This window comes from Citrobacter portucalensis (assembly GCF_023374935.1).
GTDB lineage: Bacteria > Pseudomonadota > Gammaproteobacteria > Enterobacterales > Enterobacteriaceae > Citrobacter > Citrobacter portucalensis.
Genome location: NZ_CP092466.1, coordinates 3,259,431 through 3,284,237, shown reverse-complemented (window position 1 = coordinate 3,284,237; position 24,807 = coordinate 3,259,431). Strand labels below are relative to the sequence as shown.

General features: G+C 51.7%; 20 protein-coding genes. 9 read left to right on the top strand and 11 right to left on the bottom strand.

The window, feature by feature from the left end; translation table 11 throughout:
- Positions 1 to 19: 19 nt before the first annotated feature.
- The 4 genes from aspC to pncB form a co-directional block, all read right to left on the bottom strand.
- Positions 20 to 1,210 carry an aspartate transaminase gene (gene aspC / locus LY264_RS16090; protein WP_048225872.1) on the bottom strand — a complete coding sequence of 397 codons (1,191 nt, stop codon included), beginning with the start codon at positions 1,208 to 1,210 and terminating at the stop codon, positions 20 to 22.
- A gap of 183 nt (positions 1,211 to 1,393) precedes the next feature.
- Entirely contained in the window at positions 1,394 to 2,470 is a 1,077-nt protein-coding gene (gene ompF / locus LY264_RS16085; RefSeq protein WP_048225870.1) for a porin OmpF, read from the bottom strand.
- A 600-nt stretch (positions 2,471 to 3,070) separates the two neighbouring features.
- Complete coding sequence (gene asnS, locus LY264_RS16080) at positions 3,071 to 4,471, bottom strand: asparagine--tRNA ligase (protein WP_020996514.1); 1,401 nt, start codon at positions 4,469 to 4,471, stop codon at positions 3,071 to 3,073.
- Between the two features lie 166 nt (positions 4,472 to 4,637).
- Positions 4,638 to 5,840 carry a nicotinate phosphoribosyltransferase gene (gene pncB, locus LY264_RS16075; RefSeq protein WP_020996513.1) on the bottom strand — a complete coding sequence of 401 codons (1,203 nt, stop codon included), beginning with the start codon at positions 5,838 to 5,840 and terminating at the stop codon, positions 4,638 to 4,640.
- A gap of 266 nt (positions 5,841 to 6,106) precedes the next feature.
- Between pncB and pepN the strand changes: the two genes are divergently transcribed.
- Complete coding sequence (gene pepN, locus LY264_RS16070; protein ID WP_048214512.1) at positions 6,107 to 8,719, top strand: aminopeptidase N; 2,613 nt, start codon at positions 6,107 to 6,109, stop codon at positions 8,717 to 8,719.
- Positions 8,720 to 8,815: 96 nt separating this feature from the next.
- Here pepN and ssuB read toward each other — a convergent pair whose 3' ends face one another.
- The 5 genes from ssuB to ssuE are packed head-to-tail and all read right to left on the bottom strand — an operon-like array spanning position 8,816 to position 13,066.
- Positions 8,816 to 9,583 (bottom strand): aliphatic sulfonates ABC transporter ATP-binding protein, encoded by a 768-nt coding sequence (ssuB, locus tag LY264_RS16065; RefSeq protein ID WP_032942896.1) that lies wholly within the window; start codon positions 9,581 to 9,583, stop codon positions 8,816 to 8,818.
- Positions 9,580 to 10,371, bottom strand: a complete 792-nt coding sequence (ssuC, locus tag LY264_RS16060) for an aliphatic sulfonate ABC transporter permease SsuC (RefSeq protein WP_048227025.1) — start codon at positions 10,369 to 10,371, stop codon at positions 9,580 to 9,582. The genes ssuB and ssuC overlap by 4 nt, the downstream gene beginning before the upstream one ends.
- Before the next feature lie 10 nt (positions 10,372 to 10,381).
- Positions 10,382 to 11,527: an FMNH2-dependent alkanesulfonate monooxygenase gene (ssuD, locus tag LY264_RS16055; protein ID WP_048227024.1), complete on the bottom strand. Its 1,146-nt coding sequence runs from the start codon at positions 11,525 to 11,527 to the stop codon at positions 10,382 to 10,384.
- Entirely contained in the window at positions 11,524 to 12,498 is a 975-nt protein-coding gene (locus LY264_RS16050; RefSeq protein ID WP_048227023.1) for a sulfonate ABC transporter substrate-binding protein, read from the bottom strand. Before LY264_RS16050 ends, ssuD begins: the two co-directional genes overlap by 4 nt.
- Positions 12,491 to 13,066, bottom strand: coding sequence for an NADPH-dependent FMN reductase (gene ssuE, locus LY264_RS16045; RefSeq protein WP_048227022.1), 576 nt, complete (start codon positions 13,064 to 13,066; stop codon positions 12,491 to 12,493). Before ssuE ends, LY264_RS16050 begins: the two co-directional genes overlap by 8 nt.
- A gap of 242 nt (positions 13,067 to 13,308) precedes the next feature.
- Here ssuE and pyrD point away from each other — a divergent pair, with 242 nt between their 5' ends.
- Positions 13,309 to 14,319 (top strand): quinone-dependent dihydroorotate dehydrogenase, encoded by a 1,011-nt coding sequence (pyrD, locus tag LY264_RS16040; protein ID WP_003831973.1) that lies wholly within the window; start codon positions 13,309 to 13,311, stop codon positions 14,317 to 14,319.
- Between the two features lie 165 nt (positions 14,320 to 14,484).
- Positions 14,485 to 15,027 carry a cell division protein ZapC gene (gene zapC, locus LY264_RS16035; protein ID WP_003035852.1) on the top strand — a complete coding sequence of 181 codons (543 nt, stop codon included), beginning with the start codon at positions 14,485 to 14,487 and terminating at the stop codon, positions 15,025 to 15,027.
- On the opposite strand, the gene LY264_RS16030 is transcribed toward zapC, so the two are convergent.
- Entirely contained in the window at positions 15,024 to 16,130 is a 1,107-nt protein-coding gene (locus LY264_RS16030; RefSeq protein ID WP_071692607.1) for a YcbX family protein, read from the bottom strand. The two genes, zapC and LY264_RS16030, sit on opposite strands and share 4 nt — an antisense overlap.
- A gap of 98 nt (positions 16,131 to 16,228) precedes the next feature.
- Here LY264_RS16030 and rlmKL point away from each other — a divergent pair, with 98 nt between their 5' ends.
- From rlmKL to rmf, 6 genes are all read left to right on the top strand, one after another.
- Positions 16,229 to 18,337 carry a bifunctional 23S rRNA (guanine(2069)-N(7))-methyltransferase RlmK/23S rRNA (guanine(2445)-N(2))-methyltransferase RlmL gene (gene rlmKL, locus LY264_RS16025; protein WP_003831977.1) on the top strand — a complete coding sequence of 703 codons (2,109 nt, stop codon included), beginning with the start codon at positions 16,229 to 16,231 and terminating at the stop codon, positions 18,335 to 18,337.
- Between the two features lie 12 nt (positions 18,338 to 18,349).
- Positions 18,350 to 20,257: an ABC transporter ATP-binding protein gene (locus tag LY264_RS16020; RefSeq protein ID WP_048227020.1), complete on the top strand. Its 1,908-nt coding sequence runs from the start codon at positions 18,350 to 18,352 to the stop codon at positions 20,255 to 20,257.
- Positions 20,258 to 20,272: 15 nt separating this feature from the next.
- A complete protein-coding gene (gene pqiA / locus LY264_RS16015) occupies positions 20,273 to 21,526 on the top strand; it encodes a membrane integrity-associated transporter subunit PqiA (RefSeq protein ID WP_048227019.1) in 1,254 nt (417 codons plus the stop codon).
- A 4-nt stretch (positions 21,527 to 21,530) separates the two neighbouring features.
- Positions 21,531 to 23,171 carry an intermembrane transport protein PqiB gene (gene pqiB / locus LY264_RS16010; RefSeq protein WP_003831983.1) on the top strand — a complete coding sequence of 547 codons (1,641 nt, stop codon included), beginning with the start codon at positions 21,531 to 21,533 and terminating at the stop codon, positions 23,169 to 23,171.
- Entirely contained in the window at positions 23,168 to 23,731 is a 564-nt protein-coding gene (pqiC, locus tag LY264_RS16005; RefSeq protein ID WP_003035868.1) for a membrane integrity-associated transporter subunit PqiC, read from the top strand. The genes pqiB and pqiC overlap by 4 nt, the downstream gene beginning before the upstream one ends.
- A 256-nt stretch (positions 23,732 to 23,987) precedes the next feature.
- Complete coding sequence (rmf, locus tag LY264_RS16000) at positions 23,988 to 24,155, top strand: ribosome modulation factor (protein ID WP_003035871.1); 168 nt, start codon at positions 23,988 to 23,990, stop codon at positions 24,153 to 24,155.
- A 107-nt stretch (positions 24,156 to 24,262) separates the two neighbouring features.
- On the opposite strand, the gene fabA is transcribed toward rmf, so the two are convergent.
- On the bottom strand, positions 24,263 to 24,781 hold the full coding sequence (gene fabA, locus LY264_RS15995) for a bifunctional 3-hydroxydecanoyl-ACP dehydratase/trans-2-decenoyl-ACP isomerase (protein ID WP_003035875.1): 519 nt from the start codon (positions 24,779 to 24,781) through the stop codon (positions 24,263 to 24,265).
- Between the last annotated feature and the right edge of the window lie 26 nt (positions 24,782 to 24,807).

Below are 24,807 nucleotides of genomic sequence, written 5' to 3'. Positions count from 1 at the left end.
CTTTTTTGTGTGCGATAGATTACAGTACTGCGACAATCGCTTCGCACAGCGGCGCCATATTATCTGGCGTCATTCCTGCCACGTTTACGCGTCCGGAAGCGACGGCATAGACGCCAAATTCTTCACGCAGACGCAGAACCTGTTCTTTGGTCAGGCCGCTGAATGAGAACATGCCGTTCTGTTTGATGATAAAGCTGAAGTCGCGGTTTGCACCTTTCTCCTGCAGCGTATTCACGAACAGTAGACGCATGCGCTGAATGCGTTGGCGCATATCAGTCAGTTCCTGTTCCCAGATAGCACGCAGCGCGTCGTTGCTCAGAATAGTGGCGACGACGGAAGCGCCGTGTGCTGGCGGGTTGGAGTAGTTAGCGCGAATGGCGGATTTCATCTGGCTAAACGCACGGTCAACGGTTTCAGCATCGGCTGCAACCAGCGTACAGGCGCCTACGCGCTCATTGTACAGACCAAAGTTCTTGGAGTAGGAGCTAGCGACGATCAGCTCTTTGTGCAGCGCTGCGAATGCGCGCAGACCTTCTGCATCTTCTTCCAGGCCACGGGCAAAGCCCTGGTATGCGAAGTCAAACAGCGGCAACCAACCTTTTTCGACAGAAAGCTGGGCCAGCGTTTGCCACTGCTCCAGAGTAGGGTCGATACCGGTTGGGTTATGGCAGCAGCCGTGAAATAACACCACGTCGCCAGCCTGCGCTTCGCTGAGGCTTGCCAGCAGCGCATCAAAGTCTAAAGAATGGTTCGCCGCATCGTAATAGTTGTATTCACGAACTTCCAGACCGGCGGAGTTAAACACGCTCTTATGGTTAGGCCAGCTTGGATTGCTCACCCATACGCGTTTAGCCGACGTGTTTTTCGCCAGGAAATCAGCTGCCACACGCAGTGCGCCAGTACCGCCAGGGGTCTGTGCTGTACGTGCGCGTTTGTCGTTGATAAGCGAACTCTCTTTACCAAACAGTAATTCCTGAGTGCAACGACCAAACTCTGGAATACCGTCAATGCCAAGGTAATTTTTGGTGGTTTCATTTTCCAGTATATATTGCTCGGCTTTTTTAACGCTGGTCAGTACCGGCGTTTTGCCTGTCTCATCTTTATATACACCGATCCCGAGGTTTATTTTTCCAGGGCGGTCATCGGTACGAAACAAATCAGCCAGACCCAAAATGGGGTCGGCAGGAGCGGCGGTAATGTTCTCAAACATGACGAGGTTCCATAGTGATTACAGAAGGGAAGTCCGCTATCAGGTTAACGGTAGATTTACAAAATGCCAACCGTTACTGACGAAAAGCTGAGGTGTTTTTTTAAGACGCAAGAATCCGCTAGCAGAGATAAAAAAACAGGACCGAAGTCCTGTTTTTTAGGCATTTAACAAAGAGGTCTGCTATTAGAACTGGTAAACGATACCGACTGCAACGATGTCGTCAGAGTTCACGCCCAGTTTGTTGTCAGAGTCAATCTGGTTGATCTGGTAGTCAACATAGGTGGACATGTTTTTGTTGAAGTAGTAGGTCGCACCAACTTCGAAGTAATCAACCAGATCTACGTCACCGATACCTTCTACGTCTTTCGCTTTAGATTTGTTGTAGGAGATGGACGGACGCAGACCGAAATCGAACTGGTACTGAGCAACGACGAACACGTCTTCAGTTTTGTTTGCGAAGCCGCTGTTACCAGCACCTGAGATGCGGGTTGCGTTACGGGTTTCACCGTAGTTTGCCGCCAGGTAGATGTTGTTAGCATCGTATTTCACCCCGGTAGCCCACTGCTCAGCTTTTTTACCGCCGTTGCCGTAGAAAGAGTTTTCCTGCGCGTTGGTGCGGTCAGCAGCGCCGTATGCACCGACGATACCGAAGCCATCCATTTCGTAGCTTACAGATCCGCCAACGCCATCGCCGTTAGAACGACCGGTATTGCCATCACGCTCGTTTTTACCCAGATACTGGATACCGAAGTTCAGGCCGTCAACCAGACCGAAGAAGTTAGAGTTACGGTAGGTTGCAACACCACCAACACGACCAACGAAGAAGTTGTCGCTGTACGCGGTATCACCACCAAACTCTGGCAGCATATCGGTGTAACCCAGCGCATCGTAAACGATACCGTAGTTACGACCGTAGTCGAAAGAGCCCAGATCGGCATATTTCAGACCAGCAAATGCCAGACGGGTTTTGTTACCGTTCTGAGCGTCGCTGCCGCCTTCAGAATTGTTACCGGCAAAGTTGTATTCCCACTGACCGTAGCCGGACAGATCGGAATTAATCTGAGTTTCCCCTTTGAAACCAAGACGAGCATAAGTCTGATCGCCATCGTTATCAGCGCTGTCAGAGAAATAGTGCAGACCAACGGTTTTACCGTAGATATCCAGTTTGTTGCCATCTTTGTTATAAACTTCTGCAGCGTTAGCTGCCCCGGCTACCAGCAGAGCAGGGATAACCACTGCCAGAATATTGCGCTTCATCATTATTTATTACCCTCATCGGTTTTTATATGACACCTGCCACTGCCGCCAATAAATTCCGTCAATCAAAATTTACGGAACTATTGATGAGAGTTTGGTGTCTTTATGTGTCTGACAGGCATCTTTCCATTCAAACTACCGTTTCGCTACCGTCAAAGTGCTACAAATATAAAGATTTGGTTTCAAAAAGAAAAAATGTGTAACAAAATGTTATTTTTGTGCAACTTTGTGAACAGCGTCAAACTTCGGATGCCCCTGCGCTTAAAATTCTCGTTTTTATTTCTATTTATATGATTTTCTTATGTTTAATTTTGCTAAGGTCATTTTTTATCCGTTATGCAGGAAAGTTCGGATTTTACAGGTAACGATTTTTGGACGTCTGGAGTGCCGTGCGTGAGGCTAAAAAATGTACTATTTAATCAGAAAATGCTAATCCACAATAAAATTGCTGATTATTTTTTGTGCAAATGTATTGCGATGAAATATTACGTAACAGGTGGAGGGGGGTGAAAGGTTGTGTTTAACGTGAGATGGGTATCCAGATAACACGAAAAGGGTATAAAAAAGGCCAGCAATGCTGGCCTTTGAAACAATAACGCACGTTTAGAAGGTGGCGTTACGTGGAGTACGCGGGAACGGAATAACGTCACGGACGTTCTGTACGCCGGTGACGTAAGCGATCAGACGCTCGAAGCCCAATCCGAAGCCGGAATGCGGAACGGTACCGTAGCGACGCAGGTCGCGATACCACCAGTAATCCTCTTTGTTCAGACCCATTTCCAGCATACGGGCATCCAGCACGTCCAGGCGCTCTTCACGCTGAGAACCACCGATGATTTCACCGATTCCCGGGGCCAGTACGTCCATTGCAGCAACGGTTTTACCGTCTTCGTTAAGGCGCATATAAAACGCTTTGATATCTTTCGGGTAGTTTTTCACCACCACCGGCGCTTTAAAGTGCTCTTCAGCAAGATAACGTTCGTGCTCGGAAGAGAGATCCACTCCCCAGTAAACCGGGTTTTCAAACTGCTTGCCGCATTTTTCGAGAATGCTTACCGCGTCGGTGTAGTCCACCTGCGCGAAGTCGGCGTCAATGAAACGTTCCAGGCGTGAAATCGCATCTTTGTCGACACGTTCAGCGAAGAATTTCATATCATCCGCACGCTCTGCCAGTACGGCTTTAAACGCGTACTTCAGCATCGCTTCAGCCAGGCCTGCAACATCATTCAGGTCAGCAAAAGCCACTTCTGGTTCCAGCATCCAGAACTCTGCCAGGTGACGACTGGTGTTAGAGTTTTCTGCACGGAACGTCGGGCCAAAAGTATAAATTTTGGACAGGGCGCAGGCGTAGGTTTCACCGTTCAGCTGACCGGAAACGGTCAGGAAGGCTTCTTTACCAAAGAAGTCTTTATCGAAATCGACTTTGCCTTGATCGTTACGCGGCAGGTTTTCCAGATCCAGCGTAGAAACACGGAACATTTCACCGGCACCTTCCGTATCGGAAGCGGTGATCAACGGAGTCGATACCCAAAAGAAACCCTGCTCGTGGAAGAAACGATGCAGAGCTTGCGCCAGCGTATGACGTACACGCGCTACCGCACCAATCATGTTGGTACGCGGACGCATGTGCGCCACTTCACGCAGATACTCAATGCTGTGACGCTTGGCTGCCATTGGGTAAGTGTCAGGATCTTCAACCCAGCCGGTTACTTCAACCTCAGTGGCCTGAATTTCAAAGCTCTGTCCTTGTCCAGGAGATGCAACGACTTTACCCGTTACGATAACTGAACAACCCGTCGTCAGGCGCAGTACGTCCTGATTGTAATTGGGCAGAGAATTATTGATGACGGCCTGTACAGGATCAAAGCAGGAACCGTCATAAACGGCGAGGAAGGAGATGCCAGCTTTTGAATCTCGGCGGGTACGCACCCATCCGCGCACGGTGACTTCGCTGTCAACGGCTACGCGGCCCTGGAGTACGTCGGCTACAGGCACAACGCTCATAATATTCTCTCTGTTAATAGTCGGATATATAAACACATGTCCACCCGTAATGGGGGGATACCTATGTTACCTGGCATCTGCAATCAGACAAGCAGAATTCGTAGCTGGAGTGAAAGATTTCGGAAATAAACGCGAAAAAGGGAGCCAAAATGGCTCCCTGGAAGGCTTAACTGGCTTTTTTGATATGCGGGAGATCGAAGGCTTTGCGCAGTGCACGAACAAATGCTTTATCGTGGCAGATGGTTTTACCCGGGCTGTCAGATAACTTCGCCACCGGTTTGCCGTTACATTCCACCAGCTTGATCACAATATTGAGTGGCTTAACCTGCGGAATGTCGCATGTTAGCCGTGTCCCAATACCAAAACTCAACTGTACGCGGGAAGAGAAGTGGCGGTAGAGTTCAATCGCTTTTTTCAGATCGAGATTATCTGAGAAGACCAGCGTTTTGCTCAGCGGATCAATACCCAGTTTTTCATAATGAGCGATGGCTTTTTCACCCCATTCCACCGGATCGCCTGAGTCATGGCGTAACCCTTGGTAGCGGGTAGCGAACTCAACGCCAAAGTCGCGTAAAAATGCGTCCATGGTGATGCAATCGGTCAATGCAATGCCGAGTTGATCAGGGTATTCATTTAACCAGGCTGCCAGGGCTACGCGCTGGCTGGTGGCAAGTTCTGGACTGATTTGCTGATGAGCCTGGAACCACTCATGCGCCTGCGTACCCATTGGGGTTAATGACAGGCGGCGGGCCAGATCGTAGTTACTGGTGCCGACAAACCAAGGCTCTTGCTGCAGGCGTTTAACGATAGCCTGCTGTACTTCGCGCGAAAAACGACGGCGCGTACCGAAATCCATCAGATGGAAGCGGGACATATCGACATCTTTCGTTAAAGCAGAGAATTCGACTAGTTTGCTTTCCAGCTCATCGAGTGCCTGCGGGACGCCTGATTCAGGTGAACGGTAACGGTGCACCAGTTCACTGATAACCGCCAACAGCGGAACTTCCCACATGATCACTTCACGCCATGGCCCGGTTAAGCGGATGTTTAGCTTGCCGTTATCATTGGTGACGTGAACCTGTTCCGGGTTATAGCGGAAATCACGTAGCCAGGTGAGGTAATCAGCTTTAAAGAATGGCAGGCCGGAGAGCCACTGGTACTCATCCTCCTGCAGTCGCAGGTGCTGCATAGCATTCACCTGCTCACGAATAGAATCGGCATAAATACCGAGCAGGTCATCGCCACGGCAACGAAATTCAGCCGCTACTTGTACATCATAGTAGTGGTGAAAAACGGCTTGCTGCATATGCAACTTATAAGCGTCTGTATCCAGCAGCGAGTGCAGAACAGGAGAAGCGAATTGTGTCATAGGTGCGCAGTAGCATCCTCTCACGGGAGCGTTTAGTACAATAAACAACTAAGAAAACCGCTGGAGTATACCCTGTTTAGCGATTTATTGAACCCCGATCACACCATAAGCTCTCTTTCTGGTCGAGGGCAATTCGTGCCACGTGTTATGAAAATGTAGCAAAAAGGGTGTTTGTGCCTGAAAAGATGAACATTCTGCGTAGCGCGATTTACGCAACAGGAATAGACTGAAGCCGAGACTCTATTAAAGATGCTAAAGGTTTTTTTATGACACAACAGCCACAAGCCAAATACCGTCACGACTATCGTGCGCCGGATTACCAGATTACTGATATTGACTTGACCTTTGACCTGGATGCTGAAAAAACCGTGGTCACCGCAGTGAGCCAGGCTGTCCGTCATGGCGCGTCTGATGTGCCCCTGCGCCTGAATGGCGAAGATCTGACCCTGGTGTCGATCCACGTGAACGACGAGCCGTGGACAGAGTATAAAGAAGAAGAGGGCACTCTGGTCATTAGTCAGTTGCCGGAGCGTTTTACGCTGCGTATCGTGAATGAAATTAGCCCAGCGGCCAATACTGCGCTGGAAGGGCTGTACCAGTCTGGCGAAGCGCTGTGCACCCAGTGTGAAGCAGAAGGGTTCCGCCATATTACCTGGTATCTCGACAGACCCGATGTTCTGGCGCGTTTTACCACCAAAATTATCGCCGATAAAACCCAATATCCGTTCCTGCTCTCCAACGGTAACCGTGTGGCGCAGGGCGAACTGGAAAATGGTCGTCACTGGGTACAGTGGCAGGACCCGTTCCCGAAACCGTGCTATCTGTTTGCGTTGGTAGCCGGTGATTTCGACGTTCTGCGCGATACCTTTACCACCCGTTCCGGGCGTGAGGTGGCGCTGGAACTGTACGTCGATCGCGGCAACCTTGACCGCGCGCCGTGGGCGATGACCTCGCTGAAAAACTCCATGAAATGGGATGAAGAGCGCTTTGGCCTCGAGTATGACCTCGACATCTATATGATTGTCGCCGTGGATTTCTTCAACATGGGCGCGATGGAGAATAAAGGTCTGAACGTCTTTAACTCCAAATATGTGCTGGCACGTACCGATACCGCCACCGACAAAGACTACCTCGATATTGAGCGCGTTATCGGTCATGAGTATTTTCACAACTGGACCGGCAACCGTGTGACCTGCCGTGACTGGTTCCAGTTGAGCCTGAAAGAAGGCTTAACTGTGTTCCGCGATCAAGAGTTCAGTTCCGATCTCGGCTCACGCGCGGTAAACCGCATCAGCAATGTGCGCACCATGCGTGGTCTGCAGTTTGCTGAAGATGCCAGCCCGATGGCGCATCCTATCCGTCCGGATATGGTCATTGAAATGAACAACTTCTATACCCTGACCGTGTACGAAAAGGGCGCTGAAGTCATTCGTATGATCCACACCCTGCTCGGTGAGGCTAACTTCCAGAAAGGGATGCAACTGTACTTTGAGCGTCATGACGGAAGTGCTGCAACTTGTGATGATTTCGTGCAGGCGATGGAAGATGCTTCTAACGTTGATCTCTCCCATTTCCGCCGCTGGTACAGTCAGTCCGGTACGCCGATTCTGACCGTGCGTGATGACTACAATCCGTCAACTGAGCAGTACACGCTGACGATCAGCCAGCGCACGCCGGCCACGCCGGATCAGGCCGAAAAACAGCCGCTGCATATTCCTTTCGCCCTCGAGTTGTATGACAACGAAGGGAAAGTGATCCCGCTACAAAAAGGCGGGCACCCGGTGAATTCTGTACTCAACGTCACCCAGGCAGAGCAGACGTTTGTCTTTGATAACGTCTACTTCCAGCCGGTTCCGGCGCTGCTGTGCGAATTCTCCGCGCCGGTAAAACTGGAATACAAATGGAGCGATCAGCAGTTGACCTTCCTGATGCGTCATGCGCGTAACGATTTCTCTCGTTGGGACGCGGCGCAAAGCCTGCTGGCGACCTATATTAAGCTTAACGTTGCCCGTCATCAGCAGGGACAACCGCTGTCGCTGCCGGTACACGTGGCTGATGCATTCCGCGCAATTTTACTGGATGAGAAAATCGATCCGGCGCTGGCGGCAGAGATCCTGACGCTGCCTTCAGTAAATGAAATAGCCGAACTGTTCGATATCATCGATCCGGTGGCGATAACCGAAGTACGCGAAGCGTTAACCCGCACGCTGGCGGCCGAGCTGGCAGATGAATTCCTCGCCATCTATAACGCTAATCATCTTGATGAGTACCGCGTTGAGCATGCCGATATTGGCAAGCGTACGCTGCGTAACGCCTGCCTGCGTTTCCTGGCCTTTGGCGAAACTCATCTGGCTGACACACTGGTAAGCAAGCAGTATCGTGAAGCGAACAATATGACCGATGCGCTGGCGGCGCTATCCGCGGCAGTGGCGGCGCAGCTGCCTTGTCGCGACGCGCTAATGCAGGAGTATGACGATAAGTGGCACCATGACGGTCTGGTGATGGACAAATGGTTTATCCTGCAATCCACCAGCCCGGCGAAAAACGTGCTGGAAACGGTACGCGGCCTGCTGAAGCATCGCTCTTTCAGTATGAGTAACCCGAACCGAATTCGTTCGCTGATCGGTGCCTTTGCGGGTAGCAACCCGGCGGCATTCCATGCGGAAGATGGTAGTGGATATCAGTTCCTGGTCGACATGTTGACTGAGCTTAATAGTCGTAACCCGCAGGTGGCGTCACGTCTGATTGAGCCGCTGATTCGCTTAAAACGTTATGATGCAAAACGTCAGGCGAAAATGCGTGCGGCGCTGGAACAGCTGAAAGGTCTGGAGAATCTCTCCGGCGATCTGTTCGAGAAGATTGACAAAGCGTTAGCCTGAAACGTTGACCTGTAGTTTAGTAGGCCGGATAAGGCGGTAACGCCGCCATCCGGCAAAAGGCCCGGTAAGCGCTACCGGGCCTGGTTTTCTGAGCGGTTATCCATGTCGAAGGATCGGTTGTTCCGTCTCGCCGCGTTTCATAACCCGGTTCAACACTTCTGCTTCCAGATCGGCTAACCGTACCGATCCCAAACGGCGGGGGCGCTGAATATCCACCGTAAGATCCAGTCCGATTTTTCCGTCCTCAATCAGCAACACGCGATCGGCCATTGCCACCGCTTCACTGACGTCATGAGTGACCAGCAGTACGGTAAAGCCGTGCTCTTGCCATAAAGAGACGATCAGATCCTGCATTTCAAGGCGGGTTAGGGCATCCAGAGCGCCGAGGGGTTCATCCAGCAGCAGCAAACCGGGGCGATGAATTAATGCCCGTGCCAGGGCTACACGCTGTTTTTGTCCACCGGACAGCGCAGCCGGCCATTCGTGAGCACGACTCTCCAGCCCAACTGCGGCCAGCGCATCTCGGGCCGCATCGCGCCACTGACCTTTCAGACCCAGGCCCACATTATCGATAACCGTCTTCCATGGCAGCAGACGCGCATCCTGGAACATCATACGTGTATCATCCTGAATTTCCGCCAGTGGGGTGGTTCCGGCAAGTAATGCGCCTGAGGTGGGCGATTCCAGCCCTGCCAGCAGACGCAGCAATGTACTTTTACCACCGCCGCTGCGGCCAACCACGGCAACAAACTGTCCGGCCGGAATATGCAAATCTAATTGATTGAGCACTGTATTGGCGGCGTATTGTTTTGTCACGGCGCTCAGCAACAGCGGTGTACCCTGGTTCAGGCGAGCGGTATTCATACGGTAGCCTCCTTTACATGGTAAGCCGGATGCCAGCGTAGCCAGACTCGCTCCAGCAGTTGGGCGCTGACGTCGGCAAGTTTGCCGAGCAGGGCGTAGAGAATAATGGCCACCACGACCACATCGGTTTGCAGAAATTCGCGGGCGTTCATCGCCAGGTAACCAATACCGGCATTGGCAGAAATGGTTTCCGCCACAATCAGCGTCAGCCACATCAGCCCGAGAGCAAAACGCACGCCGACCATAATCGAGGGCAGGGCGCCGGGGAGGATCACATGAACAAACAGTGAAAAGCCGGATAATCCATAGCTGCGCGCCATTTCTACCAGCCCACGATCGATATTACGGATCCCATGCCAGGTGTTGATGTAAATTGGGAACAGTGTGCCCAACGCCACGAGAAAGATCTTGGCGGATTCATCAATGCCGAACCACAAAATCACCAGCGGGATCAGCGCCAGATGCGGTACGTTACGCAGCATCTGCACCGAGGTATCCAGCAGGCGTTCTCCCCAACGCGAAAGACCGCTGATAAGTCCCAGTGTCAGGCCAATCGATCCACCGATGGAGAATCCGATCAGCGCGCGCCAGGAACTGATGGCCAGATGCTGCCAAAGCTCGCCGCTGGCGGAAAGCGTCCAGAAAGCTTCGATAACACCTTCCGGAGAGGGCAGAATGCGAGTGGACAGCCAGCCCATTGAAGATGCGAGCTGCCAGAGCGCCACCAAACCTACCGGTAAAAACCAGGGCGCGAGGCGTAATAACCACCTGTTTTTCGGCGTTGCCATTAGCCGCTCCTTAGCTTTGCGCGATTTTGCGCGGGATAAATTCGTTTGCAACCGCTTCGCCTTGTTGGTGCAGACGCTGTGGCTGTGGAATTTCAGGTATCGAAACATCCAGATGCGGGAACAGTAGCTCGCCAACTTTGTACGCCTCTTCCAGATGTGGGTATCCGGACAACACAAAGCTGTCGATTCCCAGCGCGGCATACTCGTTGATACGCGCCGCGACAGTCGGACCATCTCCGACCAGCGCGGTACCCGCGCCACCGCGTACCAGTCCAACGCCTGCCCACAGGTTCGGACTAATTTCCAGTTTGTCGCGTTTACCATTGTGCAGTGCAGCCATTCGCTGCTGACCAACCGAATCCGTTCTTGAGAAGGCGGCCTGGGCTTTGGCAATGGTGTCGTCATCAAGGTGGGCTATCAGACGATCCGCTGCCTGCCACGCCTCGTGGGTTGTCTCCCGTACGATCACATGCAGACGAATACCAAAGCGGATCTTGCGCCCGAGCGCCGCTGCTTTGGCCCGCAGCTGTTCAATCTTAGCTTTCACCTGTTCCGGCGGCTCGCCCCAGGTCAGATAGAGATCAACCTGCTCGGCAGCAAGGTCTTGTGCGACATCAGACGAGCCGCCAAAATAAAGTGGTGGCCGGGGTTGTTGAACGGGAGGGAAAAGCAGCTTCGCGCCGCGGACATGAATATGTTTGCCGTTGAAATCCACCGTTTCACCTTGCAGCAAGCGCCGCCAGACCTGAGTAAATTCAGCAGAGGCTTCATATCGTTCTGTGTGATCGAGGAACACGCCGTCACCTGCCAGCTCCTGTGGATCGCTGCCGGTCACCAGGTTAAATAACGCCCGGCCATTTGAGAGTCTGTCGAGCGTCGCAGCCTGACGTGCGGCAACCGTTGGCGAGGTGACGCTTGGGCGCAGCGCGACCAGAAACTTTAATCTCTGGGTGACCGGGATCATCGAAGCGGCGACCAGCCAGGCATCTTCGCAAGAGCGACCGGTTGGGATCAGGACGCCGGTAAATCCAAGACGATCGGCCGTTTGCGCGATTTGTTGCAGATAACTGTGATCGACCGGGCGCGAACCTTCTTCCGTTCCAAGATAATGACCGTCACCGTGGGTGGGTAAAAACCAGAACATATTCAGACTCATAATTTTTCTCCTGCCTGCTGAGTGGGTTGCCAGATACGCTGGCGAATATCGATTTTTTTCGGCACCAAACGGTTGTCATAAAACAGATCGGCGGTTTGTTGTTGCAGAGCGGCAACAGAGGCGCTGACGGGCGAGATGGTCGTTGGCGGCCGGTGATCAAGATAAGACGCAATCACCGGCTCTGGCAGCCCCATGGTTTTGGCCAGCAGGGTAATGCTTTGCTGGCGCTGGTTGAGCGTTAGCGCATCGGCCTGGCTAAAGGTATCCAGTACGCCAAATACAAAAGCGCCATTTTTCTCGGCATAAGGACGGGCGGCGAGATAAAACGAACCGGTTTGCTTGAGGTCTGAGCCGTCCTTCAGTACGCGTACATCACCTTGCAGTAACGCGGCGGAATAATAGGGATCCCAGATAGCCCACGCATCCACGTTTCCTTGCTGAAAGGCCGCTCGCGCATCGGCGGGAGTCAGATACGTTGGTTGAATATCGGTAAATTTCAGTCCGGCCTGTTGCAGCGCCCGGAGCAGTAAATTGTGGGCGCTGGAGCCTTTCTGGAAGGCGACTTTATGTCCTTTAAGCTGCGCGACGCTCTTGATCGGGCTATTTTTTGGCACCAGAATCACTTCGGCTTTCGGTTTGGGCGGCTCGACGCCCACGTAAACCAGATCGGCCCCGGCTGCCTGGGCGAAAATCGGCGGAATGTCACCGGTACTGCCGAGATCGATACTGCCGATATTGAGTGCTTCCAGCATTTGCGGCCCTGCCGGGAACTCAATCCACGAGATTTTGGTCTGTGGGTAGCGTTTCTCCAGTAGCTGATGGCTTTTAGCCAGCACCATGCTGACGCTCCCTTTCTGGTAGCCTATGCGCAGCGCGTCTGGTGCAGACTCTGCGGCATGGGCGAGCGTTGAAAGTGACAGCAATCCGGTCAACGCCAGCCAAGGCGTGTGACGCCTGAGAAAATCAAGCATGAGCGGCACCTCGCAGAGCATTCAATTGAGGGAGTTGGATGTCGCGACGATGCAACGCCAGCCAGAAGGTGTCGAGTGCATTGTCCAGACGCAGTTGCAGGTTGGGCGTAAACTGCGGTTTATGTTGATAATCAATCACCTGTGAATCATCAGCAAAAACACCGTGCAGGATTTCCTGGGCTTTTAACGCGCTCAGCACCGGCTTAAGTGCGTAATCAACGGCCAGTAAATGCGCCACGGTACCGCCTGTTGCCAGTGGCAAAACCACTTTGCCTTCCAGTGCGCGTTCGGGAAGCAGGTCGAGCAACGTTTTCAACGCACCGGAGTAAGCTGCTTTGTAGACTGGTGTTGCCACAATCAATCCGTCGGCGTCGTGTAGTTGTTCGACAAAGGTTTTCAGCGACGGGCTGTCGAAGCGCGCATAAATCAGGTCTTCTGGGGCAAAGTTGTGCAGATTCCAGTGACAGACTTCGACATCCTGGCCGTTCAGTTTTTCTCGGGCGTATTCCAGTAACGCGCTGGAGCGAGAGGGGAAGCGTGGGCTTCCCGCCAGAGTAATGACGCGCATAATTTCAATCTCCCCTTATAACCAATTGTTCGCTTTTATTTAACATTGATAACAATTTGTGCAGTCTGGCAGAGAGATTTTGTTTATCGAAATGATTTATACGGGATAGAAAAGTTGAAAAATGAATAAAACGGCAGAAGGAGGAAAACGATTGCTATTTATTGCCGCAGGTCAATTCCCTTTTTGCTCGCGATCGCACATAATACGCCCCCGGTTTGCACACCGGGAATCCAGGAGAGTTCATGTACTACCCCTTCGTTCGTAAAGCCCTTTTTCAGCTCGATCCAGAGCGCGCTCATGAATTGACATTCCAGCAATTACGTCGCATTACCGGCACACCGCTTGAAGCGCTTGTGCGCCAGAAAGTACCGGCAAAACCGGTTACCTGTATGGGGTTGACGTTTAAAAATCCGCTCGGGCTTGCTGCCGGACTGGATAAAGACGGGGAGTGCATTGATGCGCTCGGCGCGATGGGATTTGGTTCCATTGAGATTGGTACCGTGACGCCACGCCCTCAGCCGGGTAACGATAAACCGCGTCTGTTCCGTCTGGTCGATGCAGAAGGTTTGATCAACCGCATGGGGTTTAATAACCACGGGGTTGATAACCTGGTTGAGAACGTTAAAAAATCGCATTTCGACGGTATTCTGGGTATTAATATTGGTAAGAACAAAGATACCCCAGTAGAGAACGGCAAAGATGACTATCTGATTTGTATGGAAAAAGTCTATGCCTATGCTGGTTATATCGCGATTAATATCTCTTCGCCGAATACGCCGGGATTACGTACGCTGCAATACGGCGAGGCGCTGGACGATCTCCTGACGGCAATTAAAAATAAGCAAAACGATCTGCAAGCGATCCACCATAAATATGTTCCGGTGGCGGTAAAGATCGCGCCGGATCTTTCTGTGGAAGAACTGATCCAGGTCGCCGATAGTTTAGTTCGCCATAATATTGATGGCGTAATTGCGACTAACACCACCCTCGATCGTTCTCTTGTTCAGGGAATGAAAAATTGCGATCAAATGGGTGGTCTGAGCGGTCGACCGTTGCAATTAAAAAGTACAGAAATTATTCGCCAGTTGTCTCAGGAATTAAAAGGTCAGCTGCCGATTATTGGCGTTGGTGGTATCGACTCGGTGATTGCTGCACGTGAGAAAATAGCTGCTGGTGCAACCCTCGTACAGATTTATTCGGGCTTTATTTTTAAAGGTCCGCCGTTGATAAAAGAAATCGTCAGCAATATCTGAATGCTACCTTAATCACAATCCAGGGCTTTATTTCTAGCCCTGGTTGTTTTATATTCCTTTACTGTTGCTTATTTAAACATTCTGAGCTTTTATTATTAGGGCAATAAACGAAGCGGCAAAAGGATACTGTCGTAACGGTGATGATTAAGGAAAGGAGAGAAACTGATGCGAATTAAACCCGACGATAACTGGCGCTGGTATTATGATGAAGAGCACGATCGTATGATGCTCGATTTAGCCAATGGCATGTTATTCCGTTCGCGTTTTGCTCGTAAAATGCTCACTCCTGATGCATTTTCTCCGTCTGGTTTTTGTGTTGATGACGCCGCGCTTTATTTTTCCTTTGAAGAAAAATGTCGCTACCTGGATTTAGCCAAAGAACAAAAAGCGGAACTGGTGCTTAATGCGCTGGTGGCGATTCGTTATCTCAAACCGCAAATGCCAAAAAGCTGGCACTTTGTCGCACACGGTATTAACTGGTCGCCGGTCGTGGGTGACGCAGCCTGTGTTGATTTAAGCGATACCGATGAACAGGTAAACCTGTTAGTGGTTGAGCCGGGTGAAAACGCCGCGCTTTGCCTGCTTGCGCAACCTGGCGTGGTTATCGCCGGGCGTACGATGCAGCTTGGCGATGCGATTAAAATCATGAATGACAGACTGAAACCGCAGGCCGTTGTTGACAGTTTCAGCCTTGAGCAGGCGGTTTAGCTCTCCAGCCTGATTGCCGTTTTGGGAACACAGCTACAGCACAGAATCGTTCCGTCGTCCTCCATCGCTGATTTCTTCAACGGGCTAACTTCGCCTTCTACCAGTCGAATTCGACAGCATCCGCAAATGCCTGCCCGGCATGAATAGGGAACCCGGATACCCTGGTTTTCCAACTGCTCAAGCAATACCTGCTGATTATTTCCGCGAAAGGTCTGTCCCTGCCAGTCAATAAGCACCGTGGCATCAGGTTGTTGTTCGGGTGTAGTTTCGTCTGATTCAGCCGCGCCGTACGCTCTGGCGGGGCCGGTTGCCAAAATTTCTACCTCATCGCCGACGCGAATAACGCCACTGTTACGCGCGATAAGATTCTGACCGAAATCGACATCGCCGTTATCTACCGCAGTACGGAAGGTTTGCAATGTGACAAGCGGTTCACCGGATGGATGTTTCTGGCCTTTTTCCGGGCTAACTGTCGTGAAAATACAGCGGCTACAGGGTTTTGCTACATCAAAAATAACCTCGCCAATGCGAATCACTTTCCAGGTATCTTCTTCCCAGGCACCAGCTCCCGAAACCACTATATTGGGGCGAAACTGTTCCATTTTGACGCTTGCCGGACAGCGCTGTTGCACATCGCGCAGGGATGCTTCGTTGGCCAGCAGATAAGGATAACCATCAGCGAAGGATAAAGGAACATCAACATGGCGTTTTACACGGCGCGTCAGCTGCGGGCCGACCCAGCGTAACTGCACGTCACGGGAGAAAAAGCCGCTAAGCCACTGGTTGATAGCCGCTGGCGCAATACGCGCGGTAAAATGGTTTCCCCATACTTCTGTTGGCGCATCCTGGAGAGCGAAGTCGGCAAATCGCACGAGCGCGCTGCTGCCATCTGGAGCTGTAAGATGCAGTCCATCGTGGAATGGGGAAGGCGTAAAACGGACCATTTGTGGGAACTGGCGGGCGGTTATGAACGTTCCGTCAGGTTCAGTGATCATAAATATGCGATCAAAGGCGAGACCGCTAATATCTGCCAGGGCATGCGTAAGCCCAATGCCGCGCATTGATTTAACCGGATGAATAAAAAGTCGGGTTAACGTGACCACTGTACAGCCCCTCGAATGAAAATAAGCCTTCAACTTTATGACATACAGCCCATATTAGCTATAATGCGCAGCAATTTTCTTGGAGTAAAAGTGACATTATGAATTCTCTGTTTGCCAGTACGGCCCGCGGGCTGGAAGAGCTGTTAAAAACTGAACTGGAAAACCTCGGCGCGCTGGAGTGTCAGGTCGTTCAGGGTGGGGTCCATTTTAAGGGCGACACGCGGCTTGTTTACCAGAGCCTGATGTGGAGCCGCCTGGCCTCGCGCATTATCCTGCCGATGGGAGAGTGCAAGGTCTACAGCGATCTTGATCTGTACCTCGGCGTTCAGGCAATCGACTGGACAGAGATATTTAACCCTGGTGCTACGTTTGCCGTCCATTTTAGCGGACTGAACGAGACCATTCGTAACAGCCAGTACGGCGCGCTGAAGGTCAAGGATGCGATTGTCGATGCCTTTACCCGCAAAAATATGCCGCGTCCGAATGTGGATCGTGAATCCCCGGATCTGCGCATCAACGTCTGGTTGAACAAAGATACTGCCAGCATTGCGCTCGATCTGAGCGGTGACGGTTTGCATCAGCGTGGTTATCGCGATCGTGCGGGTCAGGCACCGATTAAAGAGACGCTGGCCGCCGCTATTGTTATGCGTTCTGGCTGGCAGCCGGGAACCCCGTTACTCGATCCGATGTGTGGTTCCGGAACGCTGCTGATTGAAGCGGCAATGTGGGCGACCGATCGCGCGCCGGGTCTGCACCGTGGATACTGGGGCTTCAGCGGTTGGGCGCAACACGACGAAGCCGTCTGGCAAGAAGTTAAAGCCGAAGCGCAGGTGCGTGCGCGTAAGGGACTGGCTGACTATACCTCGCATTTTTATGGATCCGATAGCGATGCGCGCGTGATTGAAAAAGCACGTAGTAATGCTCGCCGCGCCGGTATCGCCGATCTGATGACGTTTGACGTGAAAGATGTCGCCAAACTGAGCAATCCGCTGCCGAAAGGACCGTATGGGACAGTTATCAGTAACCCGCCTTACGGCGAACGTCTGGATAGCGAACCGGCGCTGATTGCCCTGCACAGCCTGCTGGGCCGTACGATGAAAAACCAGTTTGGCGGCTGGAATTTGTCGCTGTTCAGCGCCTCGCCGGATCTGCTCAGCAGCCTGCAATTACGTGCCGACAAGCAGTTCAAAGCGAAAAACGGCCCGCTGGATTGTGTGCAGAAGAATTATCACGTTGCAGAGACCACTGCGGACAGTAAGCCTGCCACGGTAGCGGAAGATTATGCCAACCGCCTGCGCAAGAATATTAAGAAGCTGGAAAAATGGGCGCGTCAGGAAGGCATTGAATGCTATCGCCTGTATGACGCTGACCTGCCGGAATACAACGTTGCAGTAGATCGTTACGGTGATTGGGTCGTGGTTCAGGAATACGCACCGCCGAAGACGGTCGATGCGCAAAAAGCACGTCAACGCTTGTTCGACATCATTGCCGCCACGCTGTCAGTATTGGAAATCGCGCCAAACAAACTGGTGCTGAAAACCCGTGAGCGTCAGAAAGGCAAGAATCAGTATCAGAAGATGAATGAGAAGGGGGAATTCATTGAGGTAAGCGAGTACAACGCGCGCCTGTGGGTTAACCTGACTGACTACCTTGATACGGGTTTATTCCTCGATCACCGTATTGCGCGCCGCATGTTGGGGCAGATGAGTAAAGGTAAGGACTTCCTCAACCTGTTTTCCTACACCGGTAGCGCCAGCGTACATGCAGGATTGGGCGGTGCGCGTAGCACCACGACGGTCGATATGTCGCGTACCTATCTGGAATGGGCGGAACGTAACCTGCGTCTGAACGGCCTGAGCGGTCGCGCTCACCGTTTAATTCAGGCCGATTGCCTGGGCTGGCTGCGTGATGCGAATGAACAGTTTGATCTGATTTTCATCGATCCGCCGACGTTCTCTAACTCAAAACGTATGGAAGATTCGTTTGATGTGCAGCGCGATCATCTGGCGCTGATGAAAGATCTGAAACGTCTGCTGCGTAAAGACGGCACGATCATGTTCTCCAACAACAAACGTGGGTTCCGTATGGATCTCGACGGTTTGGCTGAACTGGGATTGAAAGCACAAGAAATTACCCAAAAAACGCTTTCCCAGGATTTTGCCCGTAACCGTCAGATCCACAATTGCTGGCTGATTACCGCAGCCTGAAAGGATAAATAAATGTCATTGATCAGTATGCATGGTGCATGGCTGTCGTTCAGCGATGCGCCACTTCTTGATAATGCAGAACTGCATATCGAAGATAACGAACGCGTCTGTTTGGTTGGCCGTAACGGCGCAGGTAAATCGACGCTGATGAAGATCCTGAACCGTGAGCAGGGGCTTGACGACGGGCGTATCATTTATGAGCAGGATCTGGTTGTGGCGCGTCTGCAACAGGATCCGCCGCGTAATGTTGAGGGCAGCGTGTATGATTTCGTTGCCGAGGGTATCGAAGAGCAGGCCGAATATCTCAAGCGTTATCACGATATTTCGCGTCTGGTGATGACTGATCCGAGCGACAGGAATCTGAATGAGATGGCGCGGGTTCAGGAAATGCTCGATCATCACAATCTGTGGCAGCTCGAAAGCCGTATTAATGAAGTACTGGAGCAGTTGGGGCTGGATCCAAACGCCGCACTTTCTTCGCTTTCAGGCGGTTGGCTGCGTAAAGCGGCGCTGGGCCGCGCGTTAGTGAGTAATCCGCGTGTACTGCTGCTGGATGAACCAACGAACCACCTGGATATTGAAACTATCGACTGGCTGGAAGGGTTCCTGAAATCCTTCAATGGGACAATCATCTTCATTTCCCACGACCGTTCATTTATACGCAATATGGCGACGCGTATCGTCGACCTCGATCGTGGCAAGCTGGTGACTTATCCGGGGAATTACGATCAGTATCTGCTGGAAAAAGAAGAAGCGCTGCGCGTAGAAGAGTTACAAAATGCAGAGTTTGACCGCAAGCTGGCGCAGGAAGAGGTCTGGATCCGTCAGGGGATCAAAGCGCGTCGTACCCGTAATGAAGGCCGCGTGCGCGCACTGAAAGCCATGCGTCGCGAGCGTGGCGAACGCCGCGAAGTGATGGGCACGGCGAAGATGCAGGTCGAAGAGGCGAGCCGTTCAGGCAAGATTGTTTTCGAAATGGAGAACGTGGATTACCAGGTTGATGGAAAGCAGCTGGTAAAAGATTTCTCCGCACAGGTACAACGTAGCGACAAAATTGCGCTAATCGGACCGAACGGCTGCGGCAAAACAACGCTGCTGAAGCTGATGTTAGGCCAGCTTCAGGCTGACAGTGGACGCATTCACGTCGGCACTAAGCTGGAAGTGGCCTATTTCGATCAGCACCGCGCCGAACTGGATCCAGATAAAACCGTGATGGACAACCTGGCTGAAGGTAAGCAAGAGGTGATGGTTAACGGTAAACCTCGCCATGTGCTGGGTTATCTGCAGGACTTCCTGTTCCATCCGAAACGCGCGATGACGCCAGTGCGAGCGCTCTCTGGTGGGGAACGAAATCGCCTGCTGTTGGCGCGTCTTTTTCTGAAACCCAGCAATCTTTTGATTCTCGATGAACCAACGAACGATCTTGACGTCGAAACGCTGGAACTGCTTGAAGAACTAATTGATAGCTATCAGGGGACTGTACTGCTGGTAAGCCACGACCGTCAGTTTGTGGATAATACTGTAACTGAATGCTGGATCTTCGAAGGCGGCGGTAAAATTGGTCGTTATGTCGGTGGTTATCATGACGCGCGCAGCCAGCAATCTCAGTATATGGCGTTTAAACAACCGGTCGCGAAAAAAACAGAGGAAGCTGTTGCTCCTAAAGCAGAAATTGTCAAACGTGGCACGAGCAAACTAAGCTATAAACTGCAACGCGAACTGGAGCTGCTCCCCGCTCAGCTTGAAGAACTGGAAGCTAAACTGGAAAGGCTACAAGCGCAGGTTGCTGACGCCGCTTTTTTCAGTCAGCCACATGAGCAAACGCAGCAGGTATTAGCTAATCTGAACGAAGCGGAACAAGAACTTGAGCAAGCCTTTGAGCGCTGGGAGTATCTTGAGTCTTTGAAGAACGGCGCATAATTTAAAGGAGCACATATGTGCGAACATCACCATGCCGCGAAGCATATTTTGTGCTCGCAGTGTGACATGCTGGTGGCGTTACCTCGCCTTGAGCATGGTCAGAAAGCGGCATGTCCACGATGTGGCACTACGTTAACGGTTGAATGGGACGCGCCGCGGCAGCGTCCTACAGCCTATGTGTTAGCAGCATTGTTCATGCTGCTTTTATCAAACCTCTTTCCCTTTGTGAATATGAACGTCGCAGGGGTAAGCAGTGAAGTCACGTTGCTGGAGATCCCTAGCGTTCTCTTTTCTGAAGACTACGCCAGTCTCGGTACCTTCTTTTTATTATTCGTGCAGTTGGTTCCTGCGTTTTGCCTGCTGACTATTCTGCTGCTGGTGAATCGGGTGCAGATGCCCACCAGACTTAAGGCGGGCCTTGCACGCGTCCTGTTCCAGTTAAAAAGCTGGGGGATGGCGGAAATCTTCCTCGCCGGCGTGCTGGTCAGCTTCGTTAAGCTGATGGCTTACGGTGATATCGGCGTGGGCAGCAGCTTTATTCCGTGGTGCTTCTTTTGTGTTTTGCAACTGCGTGCATTCCAGTGCGTTGACCGTCGCTGGCTGTGGGATGATATTGCGCCAATGCCTGTCATAAAGCAGGCCTTAAAGCCTGGCGTGCCAGGTATTCGACAGGGACTGCGTTCCTGCTCTTGCTGCACTGCGATACTTCCCGCTAATGAGCGGGTGTGCCCACGCTGTCAGACGAAAGGCTATGTGCGGCGTAAGAACAGTCTGCAATGGACGTTGGCATTACTGTTTACGTCAATCATGCTTTATCTCCCAGCCAATATTTTGCCGATTATGATTACCGATTTGCTCGGGTCAAAGCTGCCATCAACGATACTAGAGGGGGTGGTTTTAATCTGGAGCGAAGGCTCTTATCCGGTGGCTGCGGTTATCTTTATCGCCAGTATTATGGTGCCGACGTTGAAAATGATCGCCATTGCCTGGCTATGCTGGGACGCCAAAGGGCACGGCAAACGCGACAGTGAACGTATGCACCTGATTTATGAAGTTGTGGAATTTGTCGGTCGCTGGTCAATGATCGACGTCTTTGTGATTGCGGTACTCTCTGCGCTGGTGCGTATGGGAGGGTTAATGAACATTTATCCTGCAATGGGTGCTTTGATGTTTGCTTTAGTCGTCATTATGACAATGTTTTCTGCGATGACATTTGATCCGCGTCTGTCGTGGGACCGTGAACCAGAACCAGGCCATGAGGAGTCCTGACAGCATGGAATCTAAAAGTGGGGAAGCCAAAGTGCAAAAGGTAAAAAACTGGTCGCCCGTGTGGATATTCCCTATCGTCACTGCACTCATTGGCGCGTGGGTTCTGTTTTATCACTACAGTCATCAGGGGCCACAGGTCACGCTTATTACCACCAATGCCGAAGGTATTGAAGGAGGCAAAACGACGATTAAGAGCCGCAGCGTGGATGTTGGTATCGTCGAGAGCGCAACCCTGACTGATGACTTGACCCATGTGGAGATTAAAGCGCGTCTTAACTCCGGAATGGAAAAGCTGCTGCATAAAGATTCTGTCTTTTGGGTGGTGAAGCCCCAGGTAGGACGTGAAGGTATCAGTGGGCTCGGTACGCTATTGTCCGGGGCTTATATTGAACTTCAGCCTGGCAATAAAGGCAGTAAGCTGGAAAATTACCAACTGCTGGATTCACCGCCGCTGGCCCCGCCAGATGCAAAAGGGATCCGTGTGATTCTGGACAGCAAAAAAGCCGGTCAGTTGAGCCCAGGCGATCCGGTCCTTTTCCGCGGTTATCGTGTGGGCTCGGTTGAAACCAGCACATTTGATGCGCAAAAGCGTACGATCAGCTATCAGCTTTTCATCAATGCGCCTAACGATCGTCTGGTGACCAGTAATGTGCGTTTCTGGAAAGACAGCGGGATCGCCGTAGATCTTACCTCAGCAGGTATGCGCGTAGAAATGGGATCGCTCTCCACGCTATTTGGCGGTGGTGTAAGTTTTGATGTGCCAGAAGGTTTAGAGCAGGGCGAGCCGGTCGCACAACAGTCAGCGTTTAATCTTTATGACGATCAAAAAAGTATTCAAGATTCACTGTATACCGATCATATTGATTACCTGATGTTCTTTAAAGACTCGATTCGTGGCCTACAGCCTGGTGCACCGCTGGAATTCCGTGGCATCCGCTTGGGTACGGTGAGTAAAGTACCTTTCTTCTCACCGAATATGCGTCAGGTATTTAACAATGATTACCGCATTCCGGTGCTGGTGCGTATTGAACCTGAACGTCTGAAGGCGCAACTGGGAGAAGATACCGATGTTGGCGCTCATCTGGAGCAACTGCTTAAACGTGGATTACGGGGATCGCTGAAAACCGGGAACCTGGTGACCGGCGCGCTGTATGTCGATCTCGACTTCTACCCGAAAGAACCGCCAATTACCGGGGTGCGTGAATTTAACGGTTATCAGATAATCCCGACCGTGAGCGGTGGTCTGGCGCAGATTCAACAGCGTCTGATGGAAGCGTTAGATAAGATTAATAATCTGCCGTTGAACCCGATGATCGAGCAGGCAACCAATACGCTGTCGGAAAGCCAACGCACGATGAAACATCTGCAAACCACGCTGGATAACATGAACAAGATCACGTCCAGCCAGTCGATGCAGGATCTGCCAGCGGATATGCAGAACACGCTGCGTGAACTGAATCGTAGTATGCAGGGCTTCCAGCCTGGTTCCGCGGCCTACAACAAGATGGTGGCGGATATGCAGCGTCTTGATCAGGTGCTGCGTGAACTGCAACCGGTACTGAAAACGCTGAACGATAAGAGTAATGCGCTGGTATTTGAAGCGAAGGACAAAAAAGATCCAGAGCCGAAGAGGGCGAAACAATGAAAAAGTGGCTAGTGGTGATGATGGCGGTCTGGCTGACGTCATGCAGCTCCAGCGGAGAAAATAAAAGCTATTACCAGCTCCCTATCGCACAAGGCGGTGTGCAGAGCTCTGCCAATCAGGGAAACCGTCTGCTTTGGGTTGAACAGATTGCGGTACCTGATTATCTGGCCGGTAATGGGGTGGTTTACCAGACCAGCGATGTGCAATATGTGATAGCCAATAATAATCTCTGGGCCAGCCCATTAGATCAGCAATTACGCAATACACTGGTTGCGAACCTCAGTATGCAGTTGCCTGGCTGGGTTGTCGCTTCACAGCCGCTGGGAAGCACTCAGGACACGCTGAACGTTACCGTGACCGGCTTCCACGGCCGGTACGATGGTAAGGTTATCGTTAGCGGTGAATGGTTGCTGAATCATCAGGGACAACTGATCAAACGTCCATTCCACATCGAAGCTGTACAGACTAAAGATGGCTACGATGAGATGGTGAAGGTTCTTGCCAACGCCTGGAGTCAGGAGGCGACGGCCATTGCTCAAGAGCTGAAACGCATCCCATAAGCTTAAATAATTGTAAATTATGCCGCCCCTGGTTCATTGCCCGTGGCGGTTTTTTTTATTTTTTTAGCCGTGGAGATAGCTGTTCTGACTGACTATTTTTGTACAAATGATTTAGAGGCTAGCTCACAAATATGACACTGGCGTGAATTTTGCGCATTGACGAGCCTGGTGTTTAGGGGTATTCGTTTAGTGTGATTGCACACTTAGTAATCACTGTTTTCTTTTCCACCAGACCCAAAAATGAGGGAAACGAGGCATGAAGAGACAAAAACGAGATCGCCTGGAACGGGCACATCAACGTGGATATCAGGCCGGCATTGCCGGACGCTCAAAAGAAATGTGTCCCTATCAGACGCTGAATCAGAGGTCATACTGGCTGGGAGGCTGGCGAGAAGCCATGGGGGATAGGGTTTTAATGGCCTGATTCTGTCTCTTTAGATAAAAGAAACCTCCGCAGAGCGGAGGTTTCGCCTTTTTGCATGCCAGATAAGTCGTAGAAACGTTAATGTCTGGCTGCTACGCAGTCCTGGATTAGAATGCGGAAGTGTCCTGGAAAAGACCCACTTTCAGATCGTTTGCAGTGTAGATCAGACGACCATCAACCAGCACTTCACCATCTGCCAGGCCCATGATCAGGCGACGGTTAACGATACGTTTGAAGTGAATGCGGTAAGTGACTTTCTTCGCAGTCGGCAGAACCTGGCCGGTGAATTTGACTTCGCCTACGCCCAGTGCACGGCCTTTACCTTCGCCGCCCAGCCAGCCGAGATAGAATCCAACCAGTTGCCACATGGCGTCGAGACCCAGGCAGCCCGGCATCACCGGATCGCCGATAAAGTGACAACCGAAGAACCACAGGTCCGGGTTGATATCCAGTTCAGCTTCAACATAACCTTTGTCAAAGTTGCCACCGGTTTCGGTCATCTTGATGACACGGTCCATCATCAGCATGCTTGGTGCTGGCAGTTGTGGCCCTTTAGCGCCAAACAGCTCACCGCGACCAGAGGCAAGAAGGTCTTCTTTCGTATAGGATTCGCGTTTATCTACCATGTTCTCTGTAAGCCTTATTTTATTGA